18 protein-coding genes are annotated in these 23,089 nt (G+C 70.5%); 10 read left to right on the forward strand and 8 right to left on the reverse strand.

The genetic code is table 11. The annotated features are described in order from the left end of the window. Positions 1-5: 5 nt before the first annotated feature. Both AB0M46_RS02470 and AB0M46_RS02475 read left to right on the forward strand, forming a co-directional pair. Positions 6-806: an alpha/beta hydrolase gene (locus AB0M46_RS02470; protein WP_363332444.1), complete on the forward strand. Its 801-nt coding sequence runs from the start codon at positions 6-8 to the stop codon at positions 804-806. A 73-nt stretch (positions 807-879) separates the two neighbouring features. Continuing rightward, on the forward strand, positions 880-1,848 hold the full coding sequence (locus AB0M46_RS02475) for an NADP-dependent oxidoreductase (RefSeq protein WP_363332445.1): 969 nt from the start codon (positions 880-882) through the stop codon (positions 1,846-1,848). A gap of 119 nt (positions 1,849-1,967) precedes the next feature. On the opposite strand, the gene AB0M46_RS02480 is transcribed toward AB0M46_RS02475, so the two are convergent. Beyond that, positions 1,968-4,487 carry an AAA family ATPase gene (locus AB0M46_RS02480; protein ID WP_363332446.1) on the reverse strand — a complete coding sequence of 840 codons (2,520 nt, stop codon included), beginning with the start codon at positions 4,485-4,487 and terminating at the stop codon, positions 1,968-1,970. Next, the gene (locus AB0M46_RS02485; protein ID WP_363332447.1) at positions 4,484-7,249 is read right to left on the reverse strand and encodes an AAA family ATPase; all 2,766 of its coding nucleotides are present in this window, start codon (positions 7,247-7,249) and stop codon (positions 4,484-4,486) included. The genes AB0M46_RS02480 and AB0M46_RS02485 overlap by 4 nt, the downstream gene beginning before the upstream one ends. 547 nt (positions 7,250-7,796) lie before the next feature. Between AB0M46_RS02485 and AB0M46_RS02490 the strand changes: the two genes are divergently transcribed. Further along, on the forward strand, positions 7,797-8,417 hold the full coding sequence (locus AB0M46_RS02490; RefSeq protein ID WP_363332448.1) for a PP2C family protein-serine/threonine phosphatase: 621 nt from the start codon (positions 7,797-7,799) through the stop codon (positions 8,415-8,417). 78 nt (positions 8,418-8,495) lie between these two features. On the opposite strand, the gene mgtA is transcribed toward AB0M46_RS02490, so the two are convergent. Then, on the reverse strand, positions 8,496-11,186 hold the full coding sequence (gene mgtA, locus AB0M46_RS02495; RefSeq protein WP_363332449.1) for a magnesium-translocating P-type ATPase: 2,691 nt from the start codon (positions 11,184-11,186) through the stop codon (positions 8,496-8,498). 384 nt (positions 11,187-11,570) lie between these two features. Between mgtA and AB0M46_RS02500 the strand changes: the two genes are divergently transcribed. Continuing rightward, the gene (locus AB0M46_RS02500; protein WP_363332450.1) at positions 11,571-12,014 is read left to right on the forward strand and encodes a YidB family protein; all 444 of its coding nucleotides are present in this window, start codon (positions 11,571-11,573) and stop codon (positions 12,012-12,014) included. A gap of 63 nt (positions 12,015-12,077) precedes the next feature. On the opposite strand, the gene AB0M46_RS02505 is transcribed toward AB0M46_RS02500, so the two are convergent. Continuing rightward, positions 12,078-12,845 (reverse strand): oxidoreductase, encoded by a 768-nt coding sequence (locus tag AB0M46_RS02505; protein WP_363332451.1) that lies wholly within the window; start codon positions 12,843-12,845, stop codon positions 12,078-12,080. Between the two features lie 638 nt (positions 12,846-13,483). Here AB0M46_RS02505 and AB0M46_RS02510 point away from each other — a divergent pair. From AB0M46_RS02510 to AB0M46_RS02525, 4 genes are all read left to right on the forward strand, one after another. Beyond that, complete coding sequence (locus tag AB0M46_RS02510; protein ID WP_363332452.1) at positions 13,484-14,866, forward strand: extracellular solute-binding protein; 1,383 nt, start codon at positions 13,484-13,486, stop codon at positions 14,864-14,866. A 142-nt stretch (positions 14,867-15,008) separates the two neighbouring features. Beyond that, complete coding sequence (locus AB0M46_RS02515; protein ID WP_363332453.1) at positions 15,009-15,824, forward strand: sugar ABC transporter permease; 816 nt, start codon at positions 15,009-15,011, stop codon at positions 15,822-15,824. Then, positions 15,821-16,645 carry a carbohydrate ABC transporter permease gene (locus AB0M46_RS02520; RefSeq protein WP_363332454.1) on the forward strand — a complete coding sequence of 275 codons (825 nt, stop codon included), beginning with the start codon at positions 15,821-15,823 and terminating at the stop codon, positions 16,643-16,645. Before AB0M46_RS02515 ends, AB0M46_RS02520 begins: the two co-directional genes overlap by 4 nt. A gap of 196 nt (positions 16,646-16,841) precedes the next feature. Then, positions 16,842-17,249, forward strand: a complete 408-nt coding sequence (locus AB0M46_RS02525) for a four-helix bundle copper-binding protein (RefSeq protein ID WP_363332456.1) — start codon at positions 16,842-16,844, stop codon at positions 17,247-17,249. 28 nt (positions 17,250-17,277) lie between these two features. On the opposite strand, the gene AB0M46_RS02530 is transcribed toward AB0M46_RS02525, so the two are convergent. The 4 genes from AB0M46_RS02530 to AB0M46_RS02545 form a co-directional block, all read right to left on the reverse strand. Beyond that, the gene (locus AB0M46_RS02530) at positions 17,278-17,538 is read right to left on the reverse strand and encodes a hypothetical protein (RefSeq protein WP_363332457.1); all 261 of its coding nucleotides are present in this window, start codon (positions 17,536-17,538) and stop codon (positions 17,278-17,280) included. A gap of 638 nt (positions 17,539-18,176) precedes the next feature. Beyond that, on the reverse strand, positions 18,177-19,004 hold the full coding sequence (locus AB0M46_RS02535; RefSeq protein ID WP_363332458.1) for an enoyl-CoA hydratase/isomerase family protein: 828 nt from the start codon (positions 19,002-19,004) through the stop codon (positions 18,177-18,179). A gap of 92 nt (positions 19,005-19,096) precedes the next feature. Further along, on the reverse strand, positions 19,097-20,359 hold the full coding sequence (locus AB0M46_RS02540) for an ABC transporter substrate-binding protein (RefSeq protein WP_363332459.1): 1,263 nt from the start codon (positions 20,357-20,359) through the stop codon (positions 19,097-19,099). 330 nt (positions 20,360-20,689) lie between these two features. Further along, on the reverse strand, positions 20,690-21,202 hold the full coding sequence (locus tag AB0M46_RS02545) for a nuclear transport factor 2 family protein (RefSeq protein WP_363332460.1): 513 nt from the start codon (positions 21,200-21,202) through the stop codon (positions 20,690-20,692). A gap of 211 nt (positions 21,203-21,413) precedes the next feature. Between AB0M46_RS02545 and AB0M46_RS02550 the strand changes: the two genes are divergently transcribed. Together AB0M46_RS02550 and AB0M46_RS02555 are read left to right on the forward strand one after the other, a co-directional pair. After that, a complete protein-coding gene (locus tag AB0M46_RS02550; protein ID WP_363332462.1) occupies positions 21,414-22,589 on the forward strand; it encodes a thiolase family protein in 1,176 nt (391 codons plus the stop codon). Beyond that, on the forward strand, positions 22,586-23,083 hold the full coding sequence (locus AB0M46_RS02555) for an OB-fold domain-containing protein (RefSeq protein WP_363332464.1): 498 nt from the start codon (positions 22,586-22,588) through the stop codon (positions 23,081-23,083). The genes AB0M46_RS02550 and AB0M46_RS02555 overlap by 4 nt, the downstream gene beginning before the upstream one ends. The last annotated feature ends 6 nt before the right edge of the window (positions 23,084-23,089 follow it).

A 23,089-nucleotide genomic window follows, 5' to 3' on the forward strand; every position in this document is an offset into this window, starting at 1 on the left:
CCCTCATGCCCCAGTCACCCATCCCGGTCGTCTTCATCCACGGCTTGTGGCTGCACGCCTCCTCCTGGGGGCCGTGGCTCGACCTGTTCCGCGACGCCGGCTACGCCCCCGTGGCGCCCGGCTGGCCCGGTGACGCGGCCACCGTGGAACTGTCCCGCGCCAATCCGGACGCCATCGCCAACCGCGGCATCAACGAGGTCACCGACCACTACGCCGGCATCATCGGCGAACTCGCGCAGCCCCCGATCCTGATCGGCCACTCCTTCGGCGGCATGATCGCGGAGAAGCTGCTCGGCCAGAACCACGGGGCCGCGGCCATCGCCATCGACGCCGCCCAGATCAAGGGCGTCCTGCCCCTGCCGCTGTCGTCGCTGCGCGCCACCCTCCCGGTGTTCAAGAATCCGGCCAACATCCACCACGCCGTGTCCCTGACCGCGGACCAGTTCCGGTACAGCTTCGGCAACGCCGTCAGCGCCGAGGAGTCCGACGAGCTGTACCAGCGGTGGACCATCCCGGCCCCCGGGCGGCCGCTGTTCGAGGCGGCCGTGGCGAACTTCTCGCCGCACTCGCCGGCCAAGGTGGACACCGACAACGCCGAGCGCGGCCCGCTGCTGCTCGCCATGGGCGGCCGGGACCACACGGTGCCGGAGGCCATCACCAAGGCGACCCTCGGGCAGTACCGCAACTCCGACGCTGTCACCGACCTCATCGAGTTCCCGGACCGCGGCCACTCGCTGACCATCGACAGCGGCTGGCGCGACATCGCCGAGTCCTGCCTCGACTGGCTCGAGAAGCAGGGGTTGTGACACACCACATTGGTCGATCGGCCGGCGTCGCGCCGGCCGATCGTCACACCATCAGGAAAGGAATGGTTCGTTCATGGACACCATGATGGCGCTGCGGGCGCACACCCGGGGCGGTCCCGACAGGCTCGTCTACGAGACCGCACCCCGGCCACGCCCGGGTGAGGGTGAGGTACTCGTCGCGGTGCACGCCGCCGCGATCACCTTCGCCGAACTGGGCTGGGACCTGTCGTGGACCACCCGCGACGGCCGTGACCGCACCCCGGTCATCCCGTCCCACGAGGTGTCCGGCACGGTCGTCGCAACGGGAGCCGGGGTCACCGGGCTGGACTCCGGCGACGAGGTCTACGGCCTGATCGACTTCGACCGGGACGGCGCCGCCGCCGAATTCGTCGCGGTACCGTCGCAGGCTCTGACCGCCAAACCCGGGACGTTGTCGCACGCCGAGTCCGCCGCCCTGCCGCTGTCCGCGCTCACCGCCTGGCAGGCGCTGGTCGACCACGCCGGGCTCGCCGCCGGGGAGACGGTCCTCATCCACGGCGGCGCGGGCGGGGTCGGTGTCTACGCCACCCAGATCGCCGCCGACCTCGGGGCCACGGTCGTGGCCACCGATCTTCCCGACCACGCGGAGACCGTGCGGGCGCTGGGCGCCGACCGGTTCATCGACGTCACCCGGGAAGACTTCGATCATGTACTGGCCGGGGTGGACGTGGTGCTGGACGCCGTCGGCGGTGCCACGCTGGCGCGCTCCTACCCGGTGCTGCGGCCCGGCGGCAGGCTGGTGACGCTCGGTGCCCCGCCCGATCATGACCTTGCCGCCGCGCACCGGGTGCACGCGATGTTCTTCGTCGTGCAGCCCGACCGTACGCAGTTGCAACGGCTGGCCGCACTGGTCGACGCCGGCCGGCTGCGCTCGGTCGTCAGCGCCACCTTCCCGCTCGCCGACGGCCGGGCCGCGTATGCCAGCGGAACACAGCCGCGCAAGCCGGGCAAGACCGTCCTGATGGTGCGGCCCGGGTCGGACCGGCCGCGGCCGACCGGCTGAGACGCGGTATCCGGGCACCCCGGGCCCTTCGTCACCGCGGGCCTTCGCGAATCGAGATCGGCCGCCTCTGCACCGAGGCGGCCGATTCGCTGTTGCGCGCCCGGGGCGTCGTCCCGAGGTCAGGCCGTCGCGTCGAGTGCCTCGCTCGCACGTCGTGCCCAGGGTTCGGCGCCGATGTCGTGCAGCGTGCCGGCGGATGAGCGCAGCTCGTCGCGGGCCTCGTCGGGGCGGTCGTGACGTAGCAGCCATTCCCCGTAGGCCAGTTGCAGCCGGGCGCGGACGAACGGCCAGCGGGTGAGGTTCATGGCCAGGGCGGTCCGGTAGAGCGGTTCGGCGTCGGCGTCCTCGGCGAGTACCGCGCGCGCGTACCCGAGATGGGTGTGCAGGAGCGGCGCCGGTGTGATGCGGGCGGTCTGCTCCAGCTCGGCGAGGATGCGTCGGGCCTCGGTGATCCGGCCGGCGCCGACCGCGGACTCGGCCATCGTCCCGACTCCCGCGAAGGGCTCCCGCCAGTGGTAGGCGGGGTCGTTGGGGTCGAAGATGCGGGCGTGGGTGTCGAAGCCCTCCTGGTACCGTCCGGCGGCCAGGTGGGCCGCACCGGAGGCGAGGACGGCCGCGCAGAGTTGGTCGTTGAGCCGGCCGGCGAGCCTCGTCGCCTGCTCGGCCATCTGCATGGCGCGCTCCGGGTCGCCTTGGAAGGCGATCAGACGGCCACCCGTGGACAGGGCACCGGCGGTCCACACCGGCTGGCGGGTCTGTTCCGCGAGCCGGGCGGCCTCGGCCACCACGACGCTGGCCTTCGCGAACTGGCCCAGTTCGACCAATATGTGGTTGTAGATGCCCTGTACGTGCAGCAGCAGCCCGAGTTGACCGGTGTCGCGCAGGGTCGTCTGGGCCCGGTCCAGGAGGTCGGCGGCGCGTTCGGTGTCGCCGATGGCGTGCGCGGCGATGCCGAGCAGCCGCAGCCGGTCACCGTCGGTCTCGTCCGCCCACCGGGGCTCGCTGAGCAGCTGCGTGACGGTAACCGCTTCGAGCACCGGTTCGGCGCAGGCCAGCGCGGCGACCCACCGCGGGTCGTGGACAGCGTCGGGCAGCTGCCTGATCGCGGTGGCGCAGTGGGCTCGCGCCGCGGATCCGGTGTCCGCCCACCAGCAGCGCAGTCCGGCGCCCAGCAAAAGGTTCAGGGCGAGGTCGAGGTCGCCGGCGGCGTGCGCTTTGTGGGCGACCAGGCACAGTTCCTGAACCCGAACGGGGTCCCCGGGTGTGCCGTCGTGGAAGATCTCGCGCAGCCATTCCACCCGGGCCCAGCCCAGCTCGTCCAGGTGGTTGCGGGTCGCCTCGTCGACCAGCCGCGAGACGGTCTCGGCCTGGCCCAGGGCGAACGCGTGCTGCGCGGCGAGCAGGAGCCGGTGACTGCGCCGGGCCGGATCGGTGGTCAGCTGGGCGGCCCGTTCCAGTTCGGCCACGGCGCGGCCGGCTGCGCCGCGCGCCAGCGAGACCTCGACGTTGGCGGCGAGTTCGTCGGCCACCTCGTCGTCGGGGCCGACGATGGACATCGCGCGGTGCCAGGCACGCCGGTACGGGTCGTTGTGGAGTACGGCGGCCAGGCTGGCGTGCGCGGCCTGCCGGCGGGTCAGGCTTTCGGCCTGCGTGACGCCGGAGCGAACCAACGGGTGGTGCAAGCGGATGCGGCCCTCGGCAGGCGGGTCGGTGTCGACCAACCGGGCCGCGATCGCCTCCTGGAGCACGTCGTCGCCGATCGGTGCGCCGGTCAGTCGAGCGGTGGCGGCGAGCAGTTCGGCGGTGTCGCCACGATGTGCCACAGACATCACCAGCAACAGGTCGCGGGCCGGCGGGCGCAGCAGCGCGACGCGGCCGGCGAACGCGCGTTCCAGCCGGGCGGTCAGCGGCAGCTCCAGGGTGGTGCCGCTGCGTGCCTGCCAGGCGGCGGGCAGCTCGACGAGGGCGAGCGGGTTGCCCAGCGACTGCTCCAGGATCTCCGCACGGACGGCAGGGTCCAGGTCGCTGGCGTGCGCGTCCAGCAGCCGCGCGGCCGGCTCATCGGCGAGGCCGGTCACGGTGAGCGTGGGCAGGCCGGCGTCCATCAGCGGCCCGGGGTATCCGTCGCGCGCCGCGGCGATGAACGCGATCCGCTGCTCGCCCAGGCGTCGCGCCACGAACGCGAGCGCGTCGTGGGTCGGGTCGTCGAGCCAGTGAGCGTCGTCGAGCACGATCACGATCGGCTTCTCGATGGCCACGGTCGTCAGCAAGTTGAACGCGGCCAGGGCGATGAGGAACGGTTCGGGGGCCGGTCCGTCGGCGGTACCGAAGGCGGCGCGCAGCGCGTCCCGTTGCACCGGCGGCAGCTGTGGCATGGACCGCTGGATGGGTCGCAGCAGTTGATGCAGCCCGGCGAAGGGCAGCTCGGCTTCGGCCTCCACGCCGGTGATGCCGAGTACCCGGTGGCCGGCGTCCTGGCCGAGGCGCACGGTGGCCCGCAGGAGACTGGATTTGCCGATGCCGGGCCCGCCGAGGAGCAGCAGGCTCGTGGAGCGGTGCGCCGCGGCGTCGACCACTTCGGCCAGCCGCGCCAGCTCCTGCTTGCGGCCAAGAAGATCCACAGCGGACGGCGTGGTCATGACAGGTCCAGGCGGGTGGCGAGCTGGGCGCGGGAGGTGATGTTGAGTTTGGGGAAGATTCGGTACAAGTGGGATCCTACGGTGCGGGGGGACAGATAGAGCTGCTCGCCGATTTCCCGGTTGGACAGGCCCTGCGCGGCCAGCCGTGCGATCTGCAACTCTTGCGGGGACAGGAGGTCGTGGGCGTTGGTGGCGGCCTGCGCCATCCGTTCGCCGGCGGCGCGCAGCTCGGCGCGGGCCTGTTCGGCCCAGCTTTGCGCGCCGATGAGTTCGAGGCTGACCAGGGCGGCGCGCAGGTGAATGCGGGAGTCGGTGATGCGGCGCTGGCGGCGCAGCCAGGTGCCGTAGGCCAGTTCGTAGCGGGCGCGGAACCAGGGCCAGCGGGTAAGGCTCTCGGCCAGCGCCGCCTGGTACAGGGGTTCGGCGTCGGCGTCATCGGCGAGCACGGCGCGGGCATAGCGCAGGTTGAGCCGCAGGTCCGGCACGGGCGTGATGCGGGCCAGCTCCTCGAAGGTGGCCAGCACGGCACGGGCCTCGTCGCGCCGGTCGGTGTGTACCGCGGCGTCCACGAAGAACATCAGGCCGGGGTAGCTTTCCCGCGGGTGGTAGGCCGGATCGCTCGGGTCGAACAGCCGGCGCAGTTCGCGGTACGCCTCCTCGTAGCGGCGCGCCGCCACCCACGCGTACCCGCGGGTGAGCTGGACACAGCAGAGCAGGTCGTTGAGCTGCCTGCCGCCCGCGTCGTGTTCGGCGATCGCGGCCATCCGCAGCGCCTCTTCCAGCTCGCCACGCAGTGCGGCGGAGCGGGACTCGCCGACGAGGTTGTCCCAGATGGTCTGGCCGGTGTCCCGGCCCAGGCGGCGGCCCTCCTCGGCGGCGGCGAAGGCCCGGGGCCAGGCGCCGAGGGTGAGCCGGATGCCCACCTGCATCACGAGCACGTGGGTGAGCAGTCCGAGGCGGCCCTGGTTGCGTAGCTTGGCCTCGGCGCGGTCGAGGAAGTCGTTGGCGAGGGCGGAGTTGCCGATCGCGTGGGCCGCCATGCCGTACAGCCGCAGCGCGTCGGGGTCGGCCACCTCCTCGATGGCGATGGCGGTGAGGATCTCCTGGGCGGCCGCGGCTTCCAGGATCGGCTCGGACACCGCCAGGATGGCAACGTAGCGGGCGTCGCCGCGCATGCCGGGCAGCCGGCGGGCCGCCCCCGCCACGGCGGCGCGGGCCTGCGGTCCGGTGTCGGCCCACCAGCAGCGCAGCGCCGCCCCCAGTAACAGGTTGAGCGCCAGGTCCTGGTCGTCGGCGCGGACCGCGTCGTCGGCGATGCGGCACAGCTCGATGACCCGGCCGGCGTCGCCCGGGACCCCGTCGGAGAAGATCTCGCTCAGCCACTGGATGCGGGCGTTGTCCAGTGTGGACAGCGGGTAGGCCGAGGCGGCGTGGAGCAGGCGGTTGACCAGGTCGGCGTGGCCGAGCCCGAACGCGTGCTCGGCGGCCAGCAGCAGCCGGTGGCCGCGCCGGCCGGGGTCGGTGGTCAACTGGGCGGCGCGTTCGAGGCAGCGGATCGCGGTGGTCACCGCGCCACGGGAGACGAAGAAGGTCGCGCTGGTCTCCAGGTCGTCGGCGACCGCGTCGTCCAGTCCGGTGGTCGACTCGGCGCGGTACCAGGCGCGCCGGTACGGCTCGCCGATGAGCACCTCGGCGAGGGCGGCGTTGGCGGCCAGCCGGCGGTGCGCGGCCTCGGCCTGCAGGACGGCGGAGCGGACCAGCGGGTGACGGAACCGGACCCGGGCCTGTTCCAGGCGTAGCAGCCCGGCCCGCACGGCCGGGTCCAACACCTCCACCGTCACCGGATGCTCGCTCAGCACGCCGGCCGCGGCCAGGATCTCGGGCAGTTCGTCGCCGTCGTCGACGGCGGCGATCAGCAGCGCGTCGCGGGCGTCCGGCGGCAGCGCGGTCATCCGACCGGCAAAGGAGCGTTCCAGCCGGGAGGTGACCGGCAGCAGGTCCCTCGGCAGGTCATCCGATTCGGACGCGTCACGCCAGGCTTTGGGCAGCTCGATCAGCGCGAGCGGGTTGCCGTCCGCCTCCCGCAGAATGCGCTGCCGGCGCCGGTCGTTCATCGTGGCGTCCTGCACGGTGAGCAGTATCTCGGCGGCCTGGTCGGCGAGGCGCCCGACCTCGATCTCCTGCAGACCGGCGGCGACCAGGGGTCCCGGATACCCGGCGCGGACCGTGCCGACGATGACGACCGGGTCCATGGCCATCCGGCGGGCAAGGAACGCCAGCGCGTCGTGGGTCTGCGGGTCCAGCCACTGCACGTCGTCGGCGAGGATGGCGACCGGCCGGTCCACCGCTGCCTCGACGATCAGGTTGAGCGCGGCCAGGGAGACCAGGAACGGCTCAGGGCTGGCGTCGCCTTCGATGCCGAAGCCGGTGCGCAGCGCCTCGACCTGCCGCTGCGGCAGGCGATCGGCGTAGGTCATCAGCGGCCGCAGCAACTGGTGCAGGCCGGAGTAGGGCAGTTGCGCCTCGGCCTCGACGCCGACCGTGGCCAGCGCCCGGAAGCCGGCCGCCTGGCCCAGCTCACGGGCCGCTTCCAGCAGCGCCGACTTGCCGATGCCGGGATCGCCCGACAGGATCACCGCGGCCCCGGTCGGCTCGTCAGCGGCCGCACCCGCGAACAGGGCGCGAAGCCGCGCCAACTCGACCTCCCGGCCGAGCAGCCCGGTGCCAGGCGACGTGGTCTGACGTACGGAGTTCTCTACCACGGCTACGGACACTATCCACCACCGATCATGAGGGGCTGTGGTAGAGAACACGTGTTCGTGAGTCGGCCTTCCGATTGACCCGGCGCGCTTGAGTCGGTCACGGCGGCAGCCTCGTCGAGAAGCGTCGGATGTGCAGGGCCGATGATGCGCCCGGCGGGCGGGCCGGCGCTTGAGTCGGGCGACTGAACCGGCGACGCCGGCCGGTGGCCGTCACGGCGTCCGGGGCGATGCGCACCACGACCAAGCCGTCGTGACGGCTGACGGGCAGTCGAGCGACTCAAGGCACGGCGTGCGCCTCGGACGTAGGTTCGTCGAGCAGTCAGCGAATCCGCCGTAAGGACTGAGCATGTCATCTCCGCACCGACACCTGGAACGCCGCAGCGCCCTACCCCGGCTCGCCGTACGCACCGTCGCGGCCGCCACGGTCGATCGGCGTCGGTCACGACCGGCGTGGCACCGGCAGGCACTGGCCCAGCAACGGGCGCTCACGCACGACTTGCAGCACCTGATCCAACCGGCTGGCACGAATGGCTGCGAGGTGGGCGGGTTGCGCATCACGGCTCGGTGCCAAAGCATCGATCCTGGCGCGCGCATCGGCGGGGACTGGTACCTCACCGCGGTGCTGCCCTGCGGGGACGTCGTGCTGGTCGTCGGCGACGTCGTCGGTCACGGCCTGACCGCGGCCGCCACCATGATGACGATGCGCTTCGCCACCGCCGCCTACGTCGCCGAAGACGTCCCGCCCGGAGTCGTGCTCAGCCGGCTCAACACCCTGCTGTGCGGCCAAGGTACCGACCTGACCGCGAGCGCGGTGGTCGCCCGGTACCGTCCGGCCACCGGTGAACTGCGCTGGGCGCGCGCCGGACATCTCCCCTTGCTGCTCGCCACCGGCACGCGGGTGCTCGTGCTGCCGAACCCGGACGGGCCGCTGCTCGGCATGGCCGAGGACGCCGCCTTCGAGCACGACAGCATTCGGCTGCGCCACGGGGAGCGGATCATCGGGTACACCGACGGCATGGTCGGTCGCGGCTCGATCGACGAAGGCATCCGCCAGCTCGCCAGCCGGATCCAGGCATCGCTCTCGGCCGGCGACGAGATCGTCAACCGGCTCGACTACCGCACGGCCGCCGACGACGCGTGCGTCCTCATCGCCCAGCGAACGGGGTAACGGGCGGCGTGCTCAGCGCGCTGGCCGAGGAGGCGCGCCGCGGCGGGCAGGTTGCCGGCGCCGAGCTCGCCACCGCAATCAGCGTCCTCGGAACTGCGTGAAGCGGGCGGCCCGACGCCGTACCCGGTGCCGGGCGGTACCGGCCCGGACCGGTACCGCGTGCGTGAGGTCGGGTGTGCTCAGCAGGGTTCGTTTGGCCACCTCGACCAGGGCCAAATAGCCGACGACGAGCGCGGCGACGACGAGCAGGTATGCCGGGGGCAGCGCGGTGAACCCGAGCGCGCCGGCCACTGGCAGGTAGGGCAGCGCGCAGGCCAGGGCGACTCCGCCCGCGGCCGCGGCGAGCAGCACCCGGCTCGGGCGGCTGCGCCAGAACGGGCTGCTGTTGGTACGGATGACGAACACCACGAGGATCTGGGTGGCCAGCGACTCGACGAACCAGCCGGAGCGGAACTCGGCCGGCCCGGCGTGCAGCACCTGCAGCAGGATCGCGAAGGTGAGGAAGTCGAACAGCGAGGACAGCGGCCCGAAGGTGAGCATGAACCTGCGGATCTGGTGCAGGTCCCAGTGCGCGGGGCGGGCGAGCTGGTCCCTGTCGACGCGGTCACTGGGGATGGCTATCTGGGTCAGGTCGTAGACCAGGTTGTTGAGCAGCAGCTGCGAGGGCAGCATCGGCAGGAAGGCCAGGAACGCGGAGGCGCCGGCGGCGGAGAACATGTTGCCGAAGTTGCTGGACGTGGCCATCAGGACGTACTTGATGGTGTTGGCGAAGATGCGCCGGCCCTCGACGACGCCGTCGGCCAGCACGTTGAGGTCCTTGTCCAGCAGCAGGACGTCGGCGGCGTCCTTGGCGACGTCCGTGGCCGAGTCGACGGAGATGCCGACGTCGGCGGCGTGCAGCGCCAGGGCGTCGTTGACGCCGTCGCCGAGGAACGCGACGTCGGCACCGGCTTGCCGCGCGACCCGGACGATGCGGGCCTTGTCCTGCGGGCTGACCCGGGCGAAGACCGTGGTGCCGGGCAGCGCCGCGCGCAGTGCGTCGTCGTCGAGCGCGGCGAGGTCGGTGCCGGTCAACGCGGCCGCGTCGCCCAGCCCGAGGTCACGACTGATGCGCTGGGCGACGGTCGGGTGGTCGCCGGTGATGACCTTGACGGTGATGCCGAGATCGGCCAGCCGTTGCAGGGCCTGGTGTACCTCGGGTTTCGGGGCGTCGAGGAAGACCAGGATCCCGGCCAGGGTGAGGTCCCGCTCGTCCGCCGCGGTCAGGGTCGCGAGGTCTTCGGCCGGCCGGCTGGCTACGGCGATGACCCGGCCGCCGGCGGCCAGTTCACGATCGAGCGCCGCGGCCAGTTCGGGAGTGGTGCCGTTGCAGAGGTCCAGCAGCTGTTCGGGTGCGCCCTTGGCGACGAGCAACCGCCCGTCGGGCCCGTCGACGAGCACGCTGACCCGGCGGCGCTCGTGGTCGAAGGGCAGCACCGCGACGCGGCGGTATTGGCCGACCGGTTGCGCACCGGCCGCTGGAGCCTGCCACAACGCCACATCCAGTGGATTGCCGCCGACCGGCGCGCCGTCGTGGACCACGGCCTCGTTGGCCAGCAGGCCGAGCAGCAGTGGGGTGTCGTCGGGCTGCCCGTCGGCGCCGAGGCAGGCGCGCAGGCTGATCCGGCCGTCAGTCAGCGTTCCGGTCTTGTCGGTGAAGAGCACCTGGACGTTGCCGATGTCTTCCACGCACACCAGCCGCTTCACCAGCACTCGGCGGCGGGCCAGCGCGCGGCTGCCGACAGCGAGGCTGGTCGTGACCACGGCGGGCAGCAGTTGCGGGGTGATGCCCACGGCGATGGCGAGGCTGAACAGGACGGCGTCCAGCAGCGGCCGGTGCAGCAGGAGGTTGATGATCAGGATGATGGTGGTGAGCACGCCGGCGACCCGGGCCAGCAGCATGGAGAAGCGGCGCAGCCCCACCTGGAACTCGGTCTCCGGCTGGCGCTGCGCGAGTCCGGTGGCGATGCCGCCGAATGCGGTGCGGGTACCGGTGGCGACCACCACGCCGACGCCCTCCCCCGCCCGCACGACCGTGCCCATCAGCGCGCTGCAGGACAGCTCCGCCAGCGGTACGCCGGGATCCACGGGCTCGGTCGTCTTGGCCACCGCCGCCGACTCGCCGGTCAGCACCGACTCGTCGCACTCCAGTCCCTGCGCGGCCAGCAGCCGGATGTCGGCGGGCACCACCATGCCCAGTTCCAGCCGGACGATGTCGCCGGAGACCAGGTCCACGACGTCGGTCGGCCGCGCGACGCCGGCCCGGGTCACCACCGCGGTGTGCCGGATCCGGTCGTGCAGTGCGGCACCGGCCCGTTCGGCGCGGTACTCGTTGACGAACCCGAAGCCGACGCTGACGGCGACGATCACGCCGATGACCGCCGCGTCGGTGCGCTCGCCGACGAAGAACGAGACCAGCGCCGCCGCCACGAGCAGGCCGAGCAGCGCCGAGCGCAGCTGCCGGACCAGCACGGCGAGTGCCGATATCCGGTTGGTGTGCACCGCGTTACCGCCCAGGCGTTCCCGGCGCGCGGTCGCCTCCGCCTCGGGCAGCCCGGCCTCGCTGCTGCCGAGCGCGGCGAGCACCTCCCCGGCGGCCAGGGCCGCCGCCTGGTGTACCGGGAGAAAGTCGGCCCCTGCGGGCGCGGCGCGATCCGCGGCGGCGGCCCCGGACGGCCCGGGTCGCGTTGCCGTCACCGCCTCGGTGGCCGAGTTCGCCTGATCCGTCACGACGCACAACCCTTCATCGGTGCCAGAGGCGGTCTCGGCTTCGAGGAGGCATCAGCGGCCCCCGTATGGAGCGCCATCGACAGCTCGGCGATGCCGGTCACCACGGCCCACGCGGCCACCCGGTGACCACCACGCTGAAGCCCTGGGTGGAGACGTCGATGAGGTCGTCGGCGCCAGCTGTGCGCGGGCCGGCCTCCCGGTCGTCACGGCGCAAGCGTAATCGTCGTACCGGCGCGGCCGGCGAGGAGGTCGGCGGCGTCGGCGAGCGCGCCGGTTGCTGCGGGCTCCGGCTCCGGCTGCGCCGTACGTCTGTCAGTCGCATGACGCAAGACGGTGCATGGGTAGCGCTCCTAGCATTCTCGGCGATGGAAGTGGAGGCGGAACATGGCGGATATCAACAAGCTCAGTTGGCTGTTGGTGGACCCGGAGGTCCGGGTCGTCGTCTTCGGGTTGGCGCACACCGGACATGCGTCCTTCGGCGGCGAACCCGGTCCTGCCCGGCTGCGGGCGATGTTGTCGCGCCTGCTGGAGGCCAGCGATGCCGGCCAGCGTCGTAGCTGGTTGTCCGACAGCGTCGAGAACAGTCCGATCACCGTCGACCAGGTGCGCGCCGCGTTCGGTGACGAGGTCATCGACGACCTGGCCCGGTACGCGCAGAGCAGCGCGGTGGATGTCACCTGGCAGCTCTCGGCGTTACTGCCACATCTGGTCGATGCGTTGACTCCCGGCGGGAGTCTCGTACGCACGAGCGAGCTGCGGCGTGAGCTCGACGCGGCGGCTGTCGCGGGCGACCAGACATCGGGGCCGTTCGGCCCGCACCTGTATTGACCGAGGCCAGGGTTACGGGTGGACCGGTTCCGCGGAAACCGGTCCACCCGCGGCCGGTCACGCTCACCAAACGGGGACGAGGCCGCCGTCGATGCGGAAATCACTGCCGGTCACGTTGGTGCTGCGATCGCTCGCGAGCAGCAGGACCAGCTCGGCCACCTCGTCCGGCCGGCTGAATCGCCCCGTGATCATCTCGTGTGCCGCCTTCTGCGCCACCGCGGCGGGGTCGGTCCCGGTCGCGCCGGCGACGGTCTGCGCCACCCCGCCCTCGCCCAGCCACAGAGCGGTTGCCACCGGTCCGGGACTCACCGTGTTCACGCGAATCCCGCGTCCACCGACCTCTTTGGACAGTGCCTTGGAGAAGCTGGCCAGAGCGGCCTTGGCGGCGCTGTAGTCGATGACCGCCGGGTCGGGGAGCGCCGCGTTGACCGAGCACACGTTGACGATCGATCCTCGACCGGCGGCCAGCATCGCGGGCAGAGCGGCCCGGGTGGTGCGGACCGCGGTGAGGAGGTTGAGGTTCAGCGTCTCCAGCCAGTCGTCGTCGGTCACCGACAGAAACCCGTCGGTACGGGCCCGTGCGGCGCCGACGTTGTTGACCAGCACGTCAATGCGGTTGCCGGCGGCGGCGATCAGCTCCGCCGGGCCCTCCGGGCGGGCGAGATCGACCTGCACCATGGTCAGGCCGTCCGCGGCGAGTTCGGGCACGCCGCGGCGGGCTCCCGCGTACACGCGCGCGCCGGCGCGCAACAGTGTCCGGGCGACTGCCAGCCCGATGCCTCGGCTCGCCCCCGTGACCACGGCAACCCGGTCCTGCAACTCCAGTTCCATCGCTCCAGTAGAGCGGGCAAGGGCCGTCGTGGCTTGAGTCGTTCGACTGCGCCAGATGCGGCGACGTCGCGCGTCGCGATGCCGATGCGTCGCGCCGGCAGTCGGTCAGCGCACGGCGCGGTGCCCCCGGCGGTCGTTCGCCCGGCGGCCGGACGGCATGTCCACGGGCTCAGTCGCTGCGGTGGCGCTGGTAGTGGCGGGCGACGCGGGCGCGGTTGCCGCACGAGGGTCTCCCGGCACCGCGCGGGCGAGGCGATCGACCAACTCCTCAGCCCACCGGCTCGAGACTTCCCGGCGTCCGCGGACGCCGATCTGCCTGCGTCACGGCGCGCGCGATGCGACGACCCCTATGACCTGCATCACGGGTGGGTAACGAAGACCGCCAGGACGGTAAGCGAGTCTTGACAGCCCGATCATGGAACCCCAATCTGGTCGCCTGGACAGACCAGTTACCGCATCGAAGTGAGGACCCGAGGCGGCGAGGGCTCAGTTCACGCCTGCACCGCGCCGTAGATGTCCACCGCCCGAAGGTTCCGCCCCAGACCACCTCGTCCCTGCGATTCCGGCCCCCGCTCCGCGGGGTGCAGCACCAGCGAGCACGGCCAGCCGGCCGCGCTGAGTAGAGAAGGAACCCGCAAATGCCCAATAGACACCCCAAAGGGCGCCGTACCCGGTTCACCGCCTTACTGGCCACCGCTGTCGCAGTCGCTGTAACCGCCTCCGCCTGCTCGTCCTCGCCCGATGACAAGGGATCTGCCGATGGCGGTGGCGGCGGCGGCACCCTGGTCGTGCAGAGCGGCCTGGCCAATTCGCCGGGCATCCTGGCCGTCTACCAGAAGCTGAACAAGCAGTTCGAGGACGAAAACCCGGGCGTAAAGATCGACTTCGTCGCGAAGAGCTTCGACGACCTGGCCTCCGTCGCCAAGCTTCAGCTCTCCGGCACCAACCCGCCGGATGTGACGCAGGTAAACCGGGGCTACCAGGCCATGGGCGCCTTCGTCAAGGGCGGCCTGCTGACCAACATGGACGACTACTCCAAGAAGCTCGGATGGGACACCCGCCAGACGGCCTCCCAGCTGCAGCTCAACCGGTTCAGCACCGACGGCAAGCTGATGGGCGAGGGCCCGCTGTGGGGCATGTCGGCCACCACGGCATGGATCGGCCTGCTCATGAACACGGAGATCGCCGAGAAGCTGGGCATCACCGAGCCGCCGAAGACCATCGCGGAACTCGAAGATCAGATGCAGCGCGCCAAGGCGGCCGGAGAGGTTCCGATGCAGTTCGGATCGGCCAACGGTGAACTGGCCGCATGGCTGCTCAGCGAGCTGCTGCTGGCCAAGGGCGGTCCGCAGGCCGTGCAGGACCTGGTCTTCCACCACTCGAACGCGACCTTCACGTCCGAGACCGCGGCCTGGGCCGCCAAGACCATGAAGTCCTGGGGCGACAAGGGCTACTACGCGCCGAACTGGACGGCGTACAAGACCGACCAGGTGCTCGCCAACTTCATCTCCGGCAAGGGCCTGTTCTCCCTGACCAGCTCCCGCTTCACTCCGCTCAAGGGCACGCCGGAGCAGACCAAGAAGCTCCGGATGGTGTTCTTCCCGTCGGTGTCCGGGCAGGGAATCGCGGCCGTCGGTGCCGGCGACATCCCGTGGACCATCCCGGTGAAGGCGAAGAAGAAGGACCTCTCGGCCAAGTACATCGACTTCGTCACCAGCCAGAAGGCGGCCGAGCAGTTCCTGGCCGGCGGCGCCATCCCGTCGAAGCCGCCGGCGGACGCCGAGTCCGCGATCACCGCGGCGAACCTGCCGGTCCCGTCGCAGGACGCGCTGCGCAACGGTCTCAAGCTGGTGGGCGAGGGCACCCCCGTGCCGTACGTCGACTGGGGCGCGCCGGAGCTGTACCCGACCATCTCCCGCACCTTCGACCAGCTCATGTCCGGCGCCCTCAGCCCCGAGGGCCTGCTCGGGGAACTGCAGAAGTCCTACGGCCCGTTCGTGGAATCGCTGGAGAAGGGCTGACCGGCATGTTCCACCCGCTCGCGAAAGCGGCAGGGTCTTGACGGTAGCGTCCCGCCCCGTTCAATCGAACGGGGCGGGTGTCGCCGCTCGCAAGCAGCACAGGTCCAACGCCCTTGTCGGCCTCGGCTACCTGGCACCCGCGTTGATTTTCTACGGCCTGTTCCTGATCCTGCCTTTCCTGCACAGCATCTACCTGTCGTTCTGCGCGTGGGACGGCATCAGCCCGTCGCGCTGGGTCGGTCTGGACAACTACCGAGCCATCCTGGAGAGCTCGCAGAACCGCGTGGCGTTCGGGCACGCGTTCGTGCTGATCGGCTTCTATGCGCTGCTCACCACGGCCTTGGCCCTGGTGCTGGTGGGCGTCATCGGCAGCACGCGGATCCGCGGGCTGACCATTTTCCGGGCGGCGCTGTTCCTGCCGTACGTCATCGCCCCGGTCGTAACCGGTGTCGCCTGGCGCTGGCTGCTGGCCCCGGACGGTCCGGTCAATTCGCTGCTGCGGGCGGTCGGCCTCGGCAGCTGGACCCGCGGCTGGCTGGGCGACTTCACCTGGGCGCTGCCCTCGGTCGGGCTGATCGGCACCTGGATGCTGCTCGGCCTGGCCCTCGTGCTGCTCATCTCCGGTGTGCAGCGCATCCCCGTGGAACTGTACGAAGCGGCCCGGATGGACGGTGCGGGCCCCGTCCGCGAGTTCTTCGCGGTGACGCTGCCCAGCATTCGCAACGAGATCACGGTCGTCATGGTGCTCGCGGTCACCGCCGCGCTGCGCAACTTCGACCTGATCTACGTGACCACCCAGGGCGGACCGGGAAGTTCCACCGAGGTGCCATCCTTCCTCGTCTATCAGAAGGCGTTCTTCGTCGGAGACCTCGGCGTCGCCTCGGCCATGGGTGTGCTGCTGACCCTGGTGATCCTCATGCTGACCATGCTGATCCTCCGTCCCTGGAGAAAAGGATGAGAACGACCCGGGCACACGCCCTCACCGGCCAGGTGATCGTCACCTGTGCGGCCGCGATCGCGGTGGTCCCCCTCATCGGCGTCGTGATCATGGCATTGGGGGAGCCCGACACCCAGGACAGCACCATCAGGCTGAGCGACTCCTTCCACATCGGCAACTTCAAGGCCGTCTGGGACCTCGCCGACATGGGCACAGCCCTGGCGACAAGCTTCAAGGTGAGCATCACCGCGACGCTGCTGACGCTGCTGCTCTCGGTGCCCGCCGGCTACGCCCTCGCCCGGTTCCGGCTCCCGATGCGGAACATGCTGTTCCTCATCCTCCTGGCCGGACTGATGCTGCCGAACGAGTCGCTGATCATCCCGCTCTTCTTCGACTTCCGCGAGGTGGGGCTGGCCGACAACCTGCTCGGCGTCATCCTGGTGGAGACGGCGCTCGGCCTCCCCTTCGGATGCTTCTGGATGCGGACGTTCTTCCAGGACGCACCATACGAAATCACCGACGCCGGACGGGTCGACGGGGCCAACAGCTTCGTCATCCTGGTACGCCTGCTGCTGCCGATGGCAGTACCGCAGCTGCTGGCGCTGACCGTCCTGTCATTCGTCTGGACCTGGAACGATCTTCTGGTGCCGCTCGTCATGCTCTCCGGCGGCCGCGAGCTGACGGCACCGATGACGTTGGCCACCTTCCAGGGCCAGTACACGACCGACTACACCTACCTGTCCGCCGCCGCCATCCTGACCGCCATCCCCGTCATTGCCGTGTACCTCGTGCTGCAGCGGTCGTTCGCCCACGGGATCACATCAGGTGCGATGAAGGGGTAGTCACCAGGAGCGAGCAGGTGCCTTCTGGGCTGGGAGGATAGGAGACTTGCTGAGGGTCGTATCCATCCCGGACGGAAGGCACCTGCAAGGGTGCAGGCTACCGGAACGCGCCGACGTGGCGCGGCGGCAGGTTTGAGGTGACCGTTTCGTTGGTAGGTGCCTTCCCGTCCCAGCACCCAGCATCGGGAGGATCACCATGCCGCAGACCCGGCAACTCCTAGACACCATCGCGGTGAACTTCCGGCCCGAGGTCAGCAGCGACCGCCTGGCCGCGGCGATCGACGCCATGCTGGAATGCGAGGAGGCCGTCACCGCCTGCGCGGCCGCGATGGTCGGCGAGCACGACGTCCGAGAGCTGCAAGACGCGATCATCCGCGACCTGAACTGCTCGGACACGGTTGCGACGACCCGCCGCCTGATCAGCCGCGGCAGCGACGCGGCGCTGCTCAGCGCGCAACTGGAAGCATGCGTGATCGCCTGCGAGCACAGCGCCGAACTCTGCGCCAAGCACGCCCACCATCACGAGCACTGCCGGATCTGCTCGCAGGCGACCCTCAACTGCGCCGAGGCATGCCGGCAGGTTCTGCACCGCCTGCACGGCTGACGCCATAACGCCTCATGGGGCCGGATCATCAACCGGCCGGAGCGGCAAGCGCGGGCGGCATGGCGCGGGTGCACAGCTCGCGCGCCCACTGGATGCGGTCGAGGGCGGTTTCGGGGCGGTCGCCGAACACCTCGGCAGCGCGGGCATAGCACTCGTCGGGACCCAGCCGCTCGAGCGTGCGGTCGACCGCCGCACGGATCGTGGCGTTGTCCAGGTCGCCGGACTTGGGGGTGTCGGAGACGAACAGTGCCATGCACAGGACCGGGTCAACCGGGAGGGTCGTCGTCATCGTGAATCACCTGTTCAAACGGGGGTGTGGGCGATGACCCAACGGTCTCTCGGACCGGTGGGCGAGCACCTCGGTGCCCACGGGACTCTCCGACTGCGGGTTGTCGCACCAGCGGATACCCGCTGTCCTGCATCGCGGCCTCAGCTCGCCTCACCCTTTTCGCGGCGCCGACGACTGCCCGCCGCCTGATCGCGCACTGTCACCCGGCGGCTCACCCCTGCTCGTCCGGCCGCGGGAGTAGCTTCTGACGTAGACCTACGAGACGTGCGGGAGAGCTGAACGACCGAAAGGTCCGCCGGCGATTCCGTGGCCCGAGCCAGGTGATGGCGAGGGAGCCGCCTCGTAGGTCTTTTTGTCGGTGGCCGTGCGGCATCTCGTCGAGCGTCGGTGGCCGTGGCATCGCCGCGGTGGCCTGGCGCGGACGGCGCTGCTCGAGTTCCTCCGCGCCGACGAGCGTGATCGGCGGCCCGCCCTCCGGTATGACCCTGGTGGACAGGAACCGCCACCCCATCCGGGCGAGGTGAGCCGCGCGGGGCGCCGCACCGCGCACCGGCCCCGCGACAACAGCCGGCATGCCAGAGGGCCCTTCTCCGGTTGTCGGAGAGGGCCCTCGGTTGATCGCGCCGCCGCGCGGCGCGTCAGGACGTGGCCGCGTCCGTCACGCCGGCGCCGCTCGCCCCGGGGAAGATCGCCGGGCGCTTCTCGAGCATCGCCGCCATCCCCTCGCGCGCGTCATCGGTGAAGAACGAGAGCATCTCCAGGGCGAGGGACGACTCGAATGCCGGCTGGGCCGCTCGAAGCCAGTGATTGATCGACCGCTTCGTCCACTGCAGCGCCCACTGCGGTCCGGTGGCCAGTCCCTGGGCGACGGCCAGAGCCTGCGCCAACACCTCGCCGGTCGGCACGCACTCGCTCACCAGCCCGATCCGGTCGGCCTCCCGGCCGTCGATGAACTTCGCGGTGAGCAGGTAGTACTTCGCCTTCGCGATGCCGCACAGCAGCGGCCAGAGCATCACCGAGTGGTCGCCCGCCGCCAGCCCGATGCGCATGTGTCCGTCGGTGAGTCGGACGTCCTCGCCGATGATGCTGATGTCGGCGAGCAGCGCGATCGCCAGACCGGCGCCCACGGCCACTCCGTTGATCGCGGAGATGATGGGCTTGTCGCAGTTGAGCATGTTGAGGACCAGCCCGCGGGCCCGATCCATGGCATCCACGACCTGCGTGGCGTCGCCGATCCTGGCCATTTCGGCCCGGATGTCGCCACCGGCGGAGAACGCCTTGCCGACTCCGGTGATGACCACGACGCGCACCTGCGGATCGGCCGCGACGTCCAGCCAGACCTGTTCGAACTCCATGAGCATCCGCGGGTCGGCGGCGTTGTACTTGTCCGGTCGGTTGATGCGGATCAGCAGCACACCGTCCGGCAACTGCTCGAAGATCAGGCGTTGGTAGTCGGCGTATTCCACGTACTCAATCCCATTCCTCAGGGTCACGCGGCAGTGGCGCCCGGATCGCGGTTCCGCGGCGGGCGCCACTGCCTGCCGTGCCAATGTCAGTGTCAGTGCTCTACGTTGATCACGTCGCCGAAGAGCTCGAACTTCGTGCCGGTCCACTTCTGCAGCTTGAACTTGCTGATCGGCATCTTGCTGTCGATGCCGGGCAGGAACAGCGGCGACGACAGCGTCGTCGTCCTGGCCGCGTCGGTGATGGTCTGCCGGCACAGCGGCTGCTTCATGCCCTCGACCAGGTTCTGCAGCAGCTGCGCGACCAGGACCCCACCCTCGAAGTTGCCGTCGTTCACGTTCGAGTTCGGCGCGTACTTCTGCTGCACCTCCTTGAAGGCCGTGACGCCGGGGTCCGAGCCGTACGCGGGGTCGCTCGGGTCCTTCTGGTACGAGACCGCGGCGAGCCCGATGGCGTTCTGCGGGCCGGCCGGGTTGATGGTCGCGGCCACGGACGACGAGCCCCGGGGCATCAGGAACTCCTTCGGCTTCCAGCCCAGCGCCGCCGCCTGCTTGATGGCCTGCGGGGCGAACGAGCCGGAGGCGATCGCCACGAAGACGTCCGCGCCGCTGGCCTTGACCTGGCTGACCTGGTTGTTGAGCGTGGCGTCGGTGGTCTCGTACGACACCGCCGAGACGATCGCGCTGGCCTTCGAGCCCAGGCCGTCCTTCAGGCCCCCGAGGGTGTCGGTGCCGATCTCGTTGTTCTGGTACACGACACCGATCTTCGCGTCGGGGTGCGCCTGCAGCAGGTACGTCGCCCAGGTTCGACCCTCGTCGTAGTAACTGGGCGTGAAGCCGCCCGTCCACGGGTACTTCGGGTCCGACTTCGCGATCGCCGACGCACCGGTGGCCGTGAACAGCTGGGGCACCTTCTGCTGGTTGAGGTAGTCGCGAATGGCCAGCGACGTGTTCGTACCGAACGAGTTGAAGATCATAAATACATTGTCATTCTCGACCAGCGACTTGACGTTCGCCAGCGACTGCTGCGGCGCGTAGGCGTCGTCCTTGTACTTGAAGACGATCTTCAGCGTCTGGCCGTTGGCGAGCTTGAAGCCGCCCTGGGCGTCGTTGAGGTGCTTGAACCAGGCCTCGGCGCCGATCGCCTCCTGACCGTACGCACCGTAGGTGCCCGACAGTGGGTACGTCCCGCCCAGGGTGATGGAGTTGCTCGTCAGGCCCGGAACGGTTGCGGGGCACACCGAATCGCCCGTGGCGGCGTCGCTGTCCACGGAGCCCCCGCGACAGGCGGTGAGCCCCGCGGCGACAAGCGCCAGCAGCACTACGGCGGTGCCCGGTCTACGGAACGAAAGCATCATGTGTCTTGTCCTCCTCGTATCTTCCGGCGCTGCGGACGTGTCGGATCGATGATGCGAATGCGCAAGCACCACGCGCCGGCAACGCCGCGCCTTGTTGTCCGCGACGGGAAGCCCGGCCGGGCGCCTGGCGGAACAGCTGACCAGAGCTGTCATGGGTTGGCGGTCCGGGACGACGCCGAGTCGCGCGTTCGGCTCTTGGGGTGCGGATACGGAACCAACTGTGGACTTGTTGTGCCCTCAACGCGTAGGCGGTTCCGGCGCGAGGTTGCATCAGCGTATCCAGTATCCATTCGCTGTCAACAGTGCATTCGATGCTCGTTGCGCGGTCGGCTACTCCCGGGGACCGGCTCCGCGGTAGGCGGCCAAGCTGTCGAGCAGCGGCTGCGGCAGGCCGGGACTGGCGATGGCGGGCACGTCGTACTGCCACAGCGGCCGGTGGCGCCGGCGCACGATGACCCACCGACCGTCCCGGTCCTCGAGCACGTCGTCGTACCGGATGCCGCGGACGGTGGCGGTGGTGCCGGCGCCCGTCGACGAGACGAGACAGGCGGTGCACAGGGCGACGCTGCGGGCGACCCGCCCCTCGACGCGGACCTGGGCCGACTGCACGATGTGCGTGGTCGTGGCGAACGAGTCCAGTCCGCGGACAATCGCCACAATCGCGTCAACTCCGACGGTCCGCACTCCCCCGTGCTCGGCCTCGACGGCCGGATCGAAGCAGCCGCGGAGGCGGTCGTAGTCGCGGTCGTCCACCGCGGCGGCGTAGGTCAGCAGCACGTCGCGCACCGCGGCGGCGGACACCAGCTCGCGCAAGGCGCCTTCCAGTGCGGCTCGGTCATCCATCTGCATGCCTCCCTGGCACGGCATTGATCAATCCTTGACACCCCACAGGATACTGGATACGTTCTTGGCGTCTAACCCCAAACATGGGCCCGAGCCTCCGGCTCCGCCGCCGTTTGGACCGGCCGCGGAGTCGTCCGCGCGAGCCGGAACGGAGCTGGTGCGCGGCTACCGACGAGCATCAGTTGAGCTTCGAGTGGGACGGATGCACAGCATGCGCCAGACGTACATTGCCGGTGTCGGGATGACACCGTTCGGAAAGTTTCCGGATGAACGGCTCGGCACCCTGGGCGCCGCAGCCGCGCTGCGGGCGCTCGCGGACGCCGGCATATCACCGAAAGACGTCGAGGTCCTGTCGTGCGGCTCGGCTCGCAGCGGCGTGCTGCAGGGCCGGGAAAGCGGCGTCGGTCAGCTCATCGGCTGGGAGGTGGGCATCGAGGGCGTCCCGGTCTTCAACGAGAAGGCGTACTGCGCGTCGGGCACGGTGGCGTTCAACGTCGCGTTCACGGCGGTGCTGTCCGGCCAGTTCGATGTCGCCCTCGCGGTGGGCGTGGAGCAGATGTCGCGGCGAAACGGCAAGGGCGCACCACTGACGTCTGACGGCATGGAGCTGGAGGGTGACATCGGCTTCTCGCCGGCGGTGTACTACGCCCTGGCGGCGCAGCGGCACATGGCCGAGTACGGCACGACGCGCGAGCAGATCGCCTCTGTCGCGGTCAAGAACCGCGCCTTCGCCGCGCACAACCCGGTGGCCCAGTACCGCGCCCCGATCACGGTGGCGGACGTCCTCGCCTCCAAGCCGGTCGTCGGTCCGCTGAACCTGCTCGACTGCTGCCCGACCGGGGACGGCGCCGCTGCCGCCGTGATCGTCAGTGACGCGGGAGCGCGGCGGCTGGGCATCACGCCCACGGTGCGGGTTCGCGCCTCGGTGGTGGGCAGCGGTGTCTACAGCACCCAGGCCGCGGCGAGCCTGTCCTCGTTCGAGCTCGACGTGCGCACCGCGCGCCGCGCCTACGAGATGGCCTCGCTCGGCCCGCAGGACGTGGACGTGGCCGAGGTCCACGACTCATTCTCCATCGCGGAGATCATCCACTACGAGGACCTCGGCTTCTGCGAGCGTGGCCAGGGCGGCAAGTTCGTCGAGTCCGGTCAGTCCTCGCTCGGCGGCAGGCTGCCCGTCAGCACCAGCGGCGGGTTGCTGACCCGAGGGCACCCGCTGGGCGCAACGGGGTTGGCGCAGCTCGTCGAGCTCGCCGATCAGCTGCGCGGCCGCTGCGGCCCGCGCCAGGTGGAGGGGGCGAGCATCGCGCTGGCACAGATCTCCGGCGGGTTCCATCTGGGCAGCTTCGCCAGCAGTGGCGTCACCATCCTCGAGGGGAGCGGACGATGAGCACCTCTGCCGCGGACCGCACGCCGGCCCGGGATCGGGCACCGGTTGCGGCCACCGACGCCGCAGCGCAGACCGATCGGGTGGCCGGCGACGGCGCGCTGGCCATTCCGGCCATCGCCCGGGACGCCGCGGGCGAGCTGTCCCTGATCGCGTCGCACTGCTCGAGCTGCGGACTGCACCGCTACCCGCCGCAGGCGTACTGCCCGAACGACCAGACGGCGACGCAGACGGTGCCGTTGTCCCGGCATGGCCGGATTTACGAGGCCGTCCAGGTGCACCTGGCACCGGCGGGGTTCCAGGCCCCGTACTTGATCGGCTACGTCGACCTGCCCGAGGGCGTCCGGGTGTTCGCCCGGCTGGCGGCGCAGCCCGGCTACACGCCCAGAAACGGTGACCCCGTGCTCTTGCGGTTCGGCACCGTCCGCCACGACCCGAGCCGGATCGGGCCGGTATTCGAGGTTACGCAGGACTCTCGCGCCACCTCGGCTGAATAAGGAAGG

It is taken from the genome of Dactylosporangium sp. NPDC051485 (genome assembly GCF_040682015.1).
Classification (GTDB): Bacteria; Actinomycetota; Actinomycetes; order Mycobacteriales; family Micromonosporaceae; genus Dactylosporangium.

Bases quoted from the DNA above. Each gene is read 5' to 3' on its own strand.
- AB0M46_RS02470 (WP_363332444.1), top strand. From the start codon at position 6: ATGCCCCAGTCACCCATCCCGGTCGTCTTCATCCACGGCTTGTGGCTG.
- AB0M46_RS02475 (WP_363332445.1), top strand. From the start codon at position 880: ATGGACACCATGATGGCGCTGCGGGCGCACACCCGGGGCGGTCCCGAC.
- AB0M46_RS02480 (WP_363332446.1), bottom strand. From the start codon at position 4,487: ATGACCACGCCGTCCGCTGTGGATCTTCTTGGCCGCAAGCAGGAGCTG.
- AB0M46_RS02500 (WP_363332450.1), top strand. From the start codon at position 11,571: ATGGCGGATATCAACAAGCTCAGTTGGCTGTTGGTGGACCCGGAGGTC.
- AB0M46_RS02505 (WP_363332451.1), bottom strand. From the start codon at position 12,845: ATGGAACTGGAGTTGCAGGACCGGGTTGCCGTGGTCACGGGGGCGAGC.
- AB0M46_RS02510 (WP_363332452.1), top strand. From the start codon at position 13,484: ATGCCCAATAGACACCCCAAAGGGCGCCGTACCCGGTTCACCGCCTTA.
- AB0M46_RS02520 (WP_363332454.1), top strand. From the start codon at position 15,821: ATGAGAACGACCCGGGCACACGCCCTCACCGGCCAGGTGATCGTCACC.
- AB0M46_RS02525 (WP_363332456.1), top strand. From the start codon at position 16,842: ATGCCGCAGACCCGGCAACTCCTAGACACCATCGCGGTGAACTTCCGG.
- AB0M46_RS02530 (WP_363332457.1), bottom strand. From the start codon at position 17,538: ATGACGACGACCCTCCCGGTTGACCCGGTCCTGTGCATGGCACTGTTC.
- AB0M46_RS02540 (WP_363332459.1), bottom strand. From the start codon at position 20,359: ATGATGCTTTCGTTCCGTAGACCGGGCACCGCCGTAGTGCTGCTGGCG.
- AB0M46_RS02545 (WP_363332460.1), bottom strand. From the start codon at position 21,202: ATGGATGACCGAGCCGCACTGGAAGGCGCCTTGCGCGAGCTGGTGTCC.
- AB0M46_RS02550 (WP_363332462.1), top strand. From the start codon at position 21,414: ATGCGCCAGACGTACATTGCCGGTGTCGGGATGACACCGTTCGGAAAG.
- AB0M46_RS02555 (WP_363332464.1), top strand. From the start codon at position 22,586: ATGAGCACCTCTGCCGCGGACCGCACGCCGGCCCGGGATCGGGCACCG.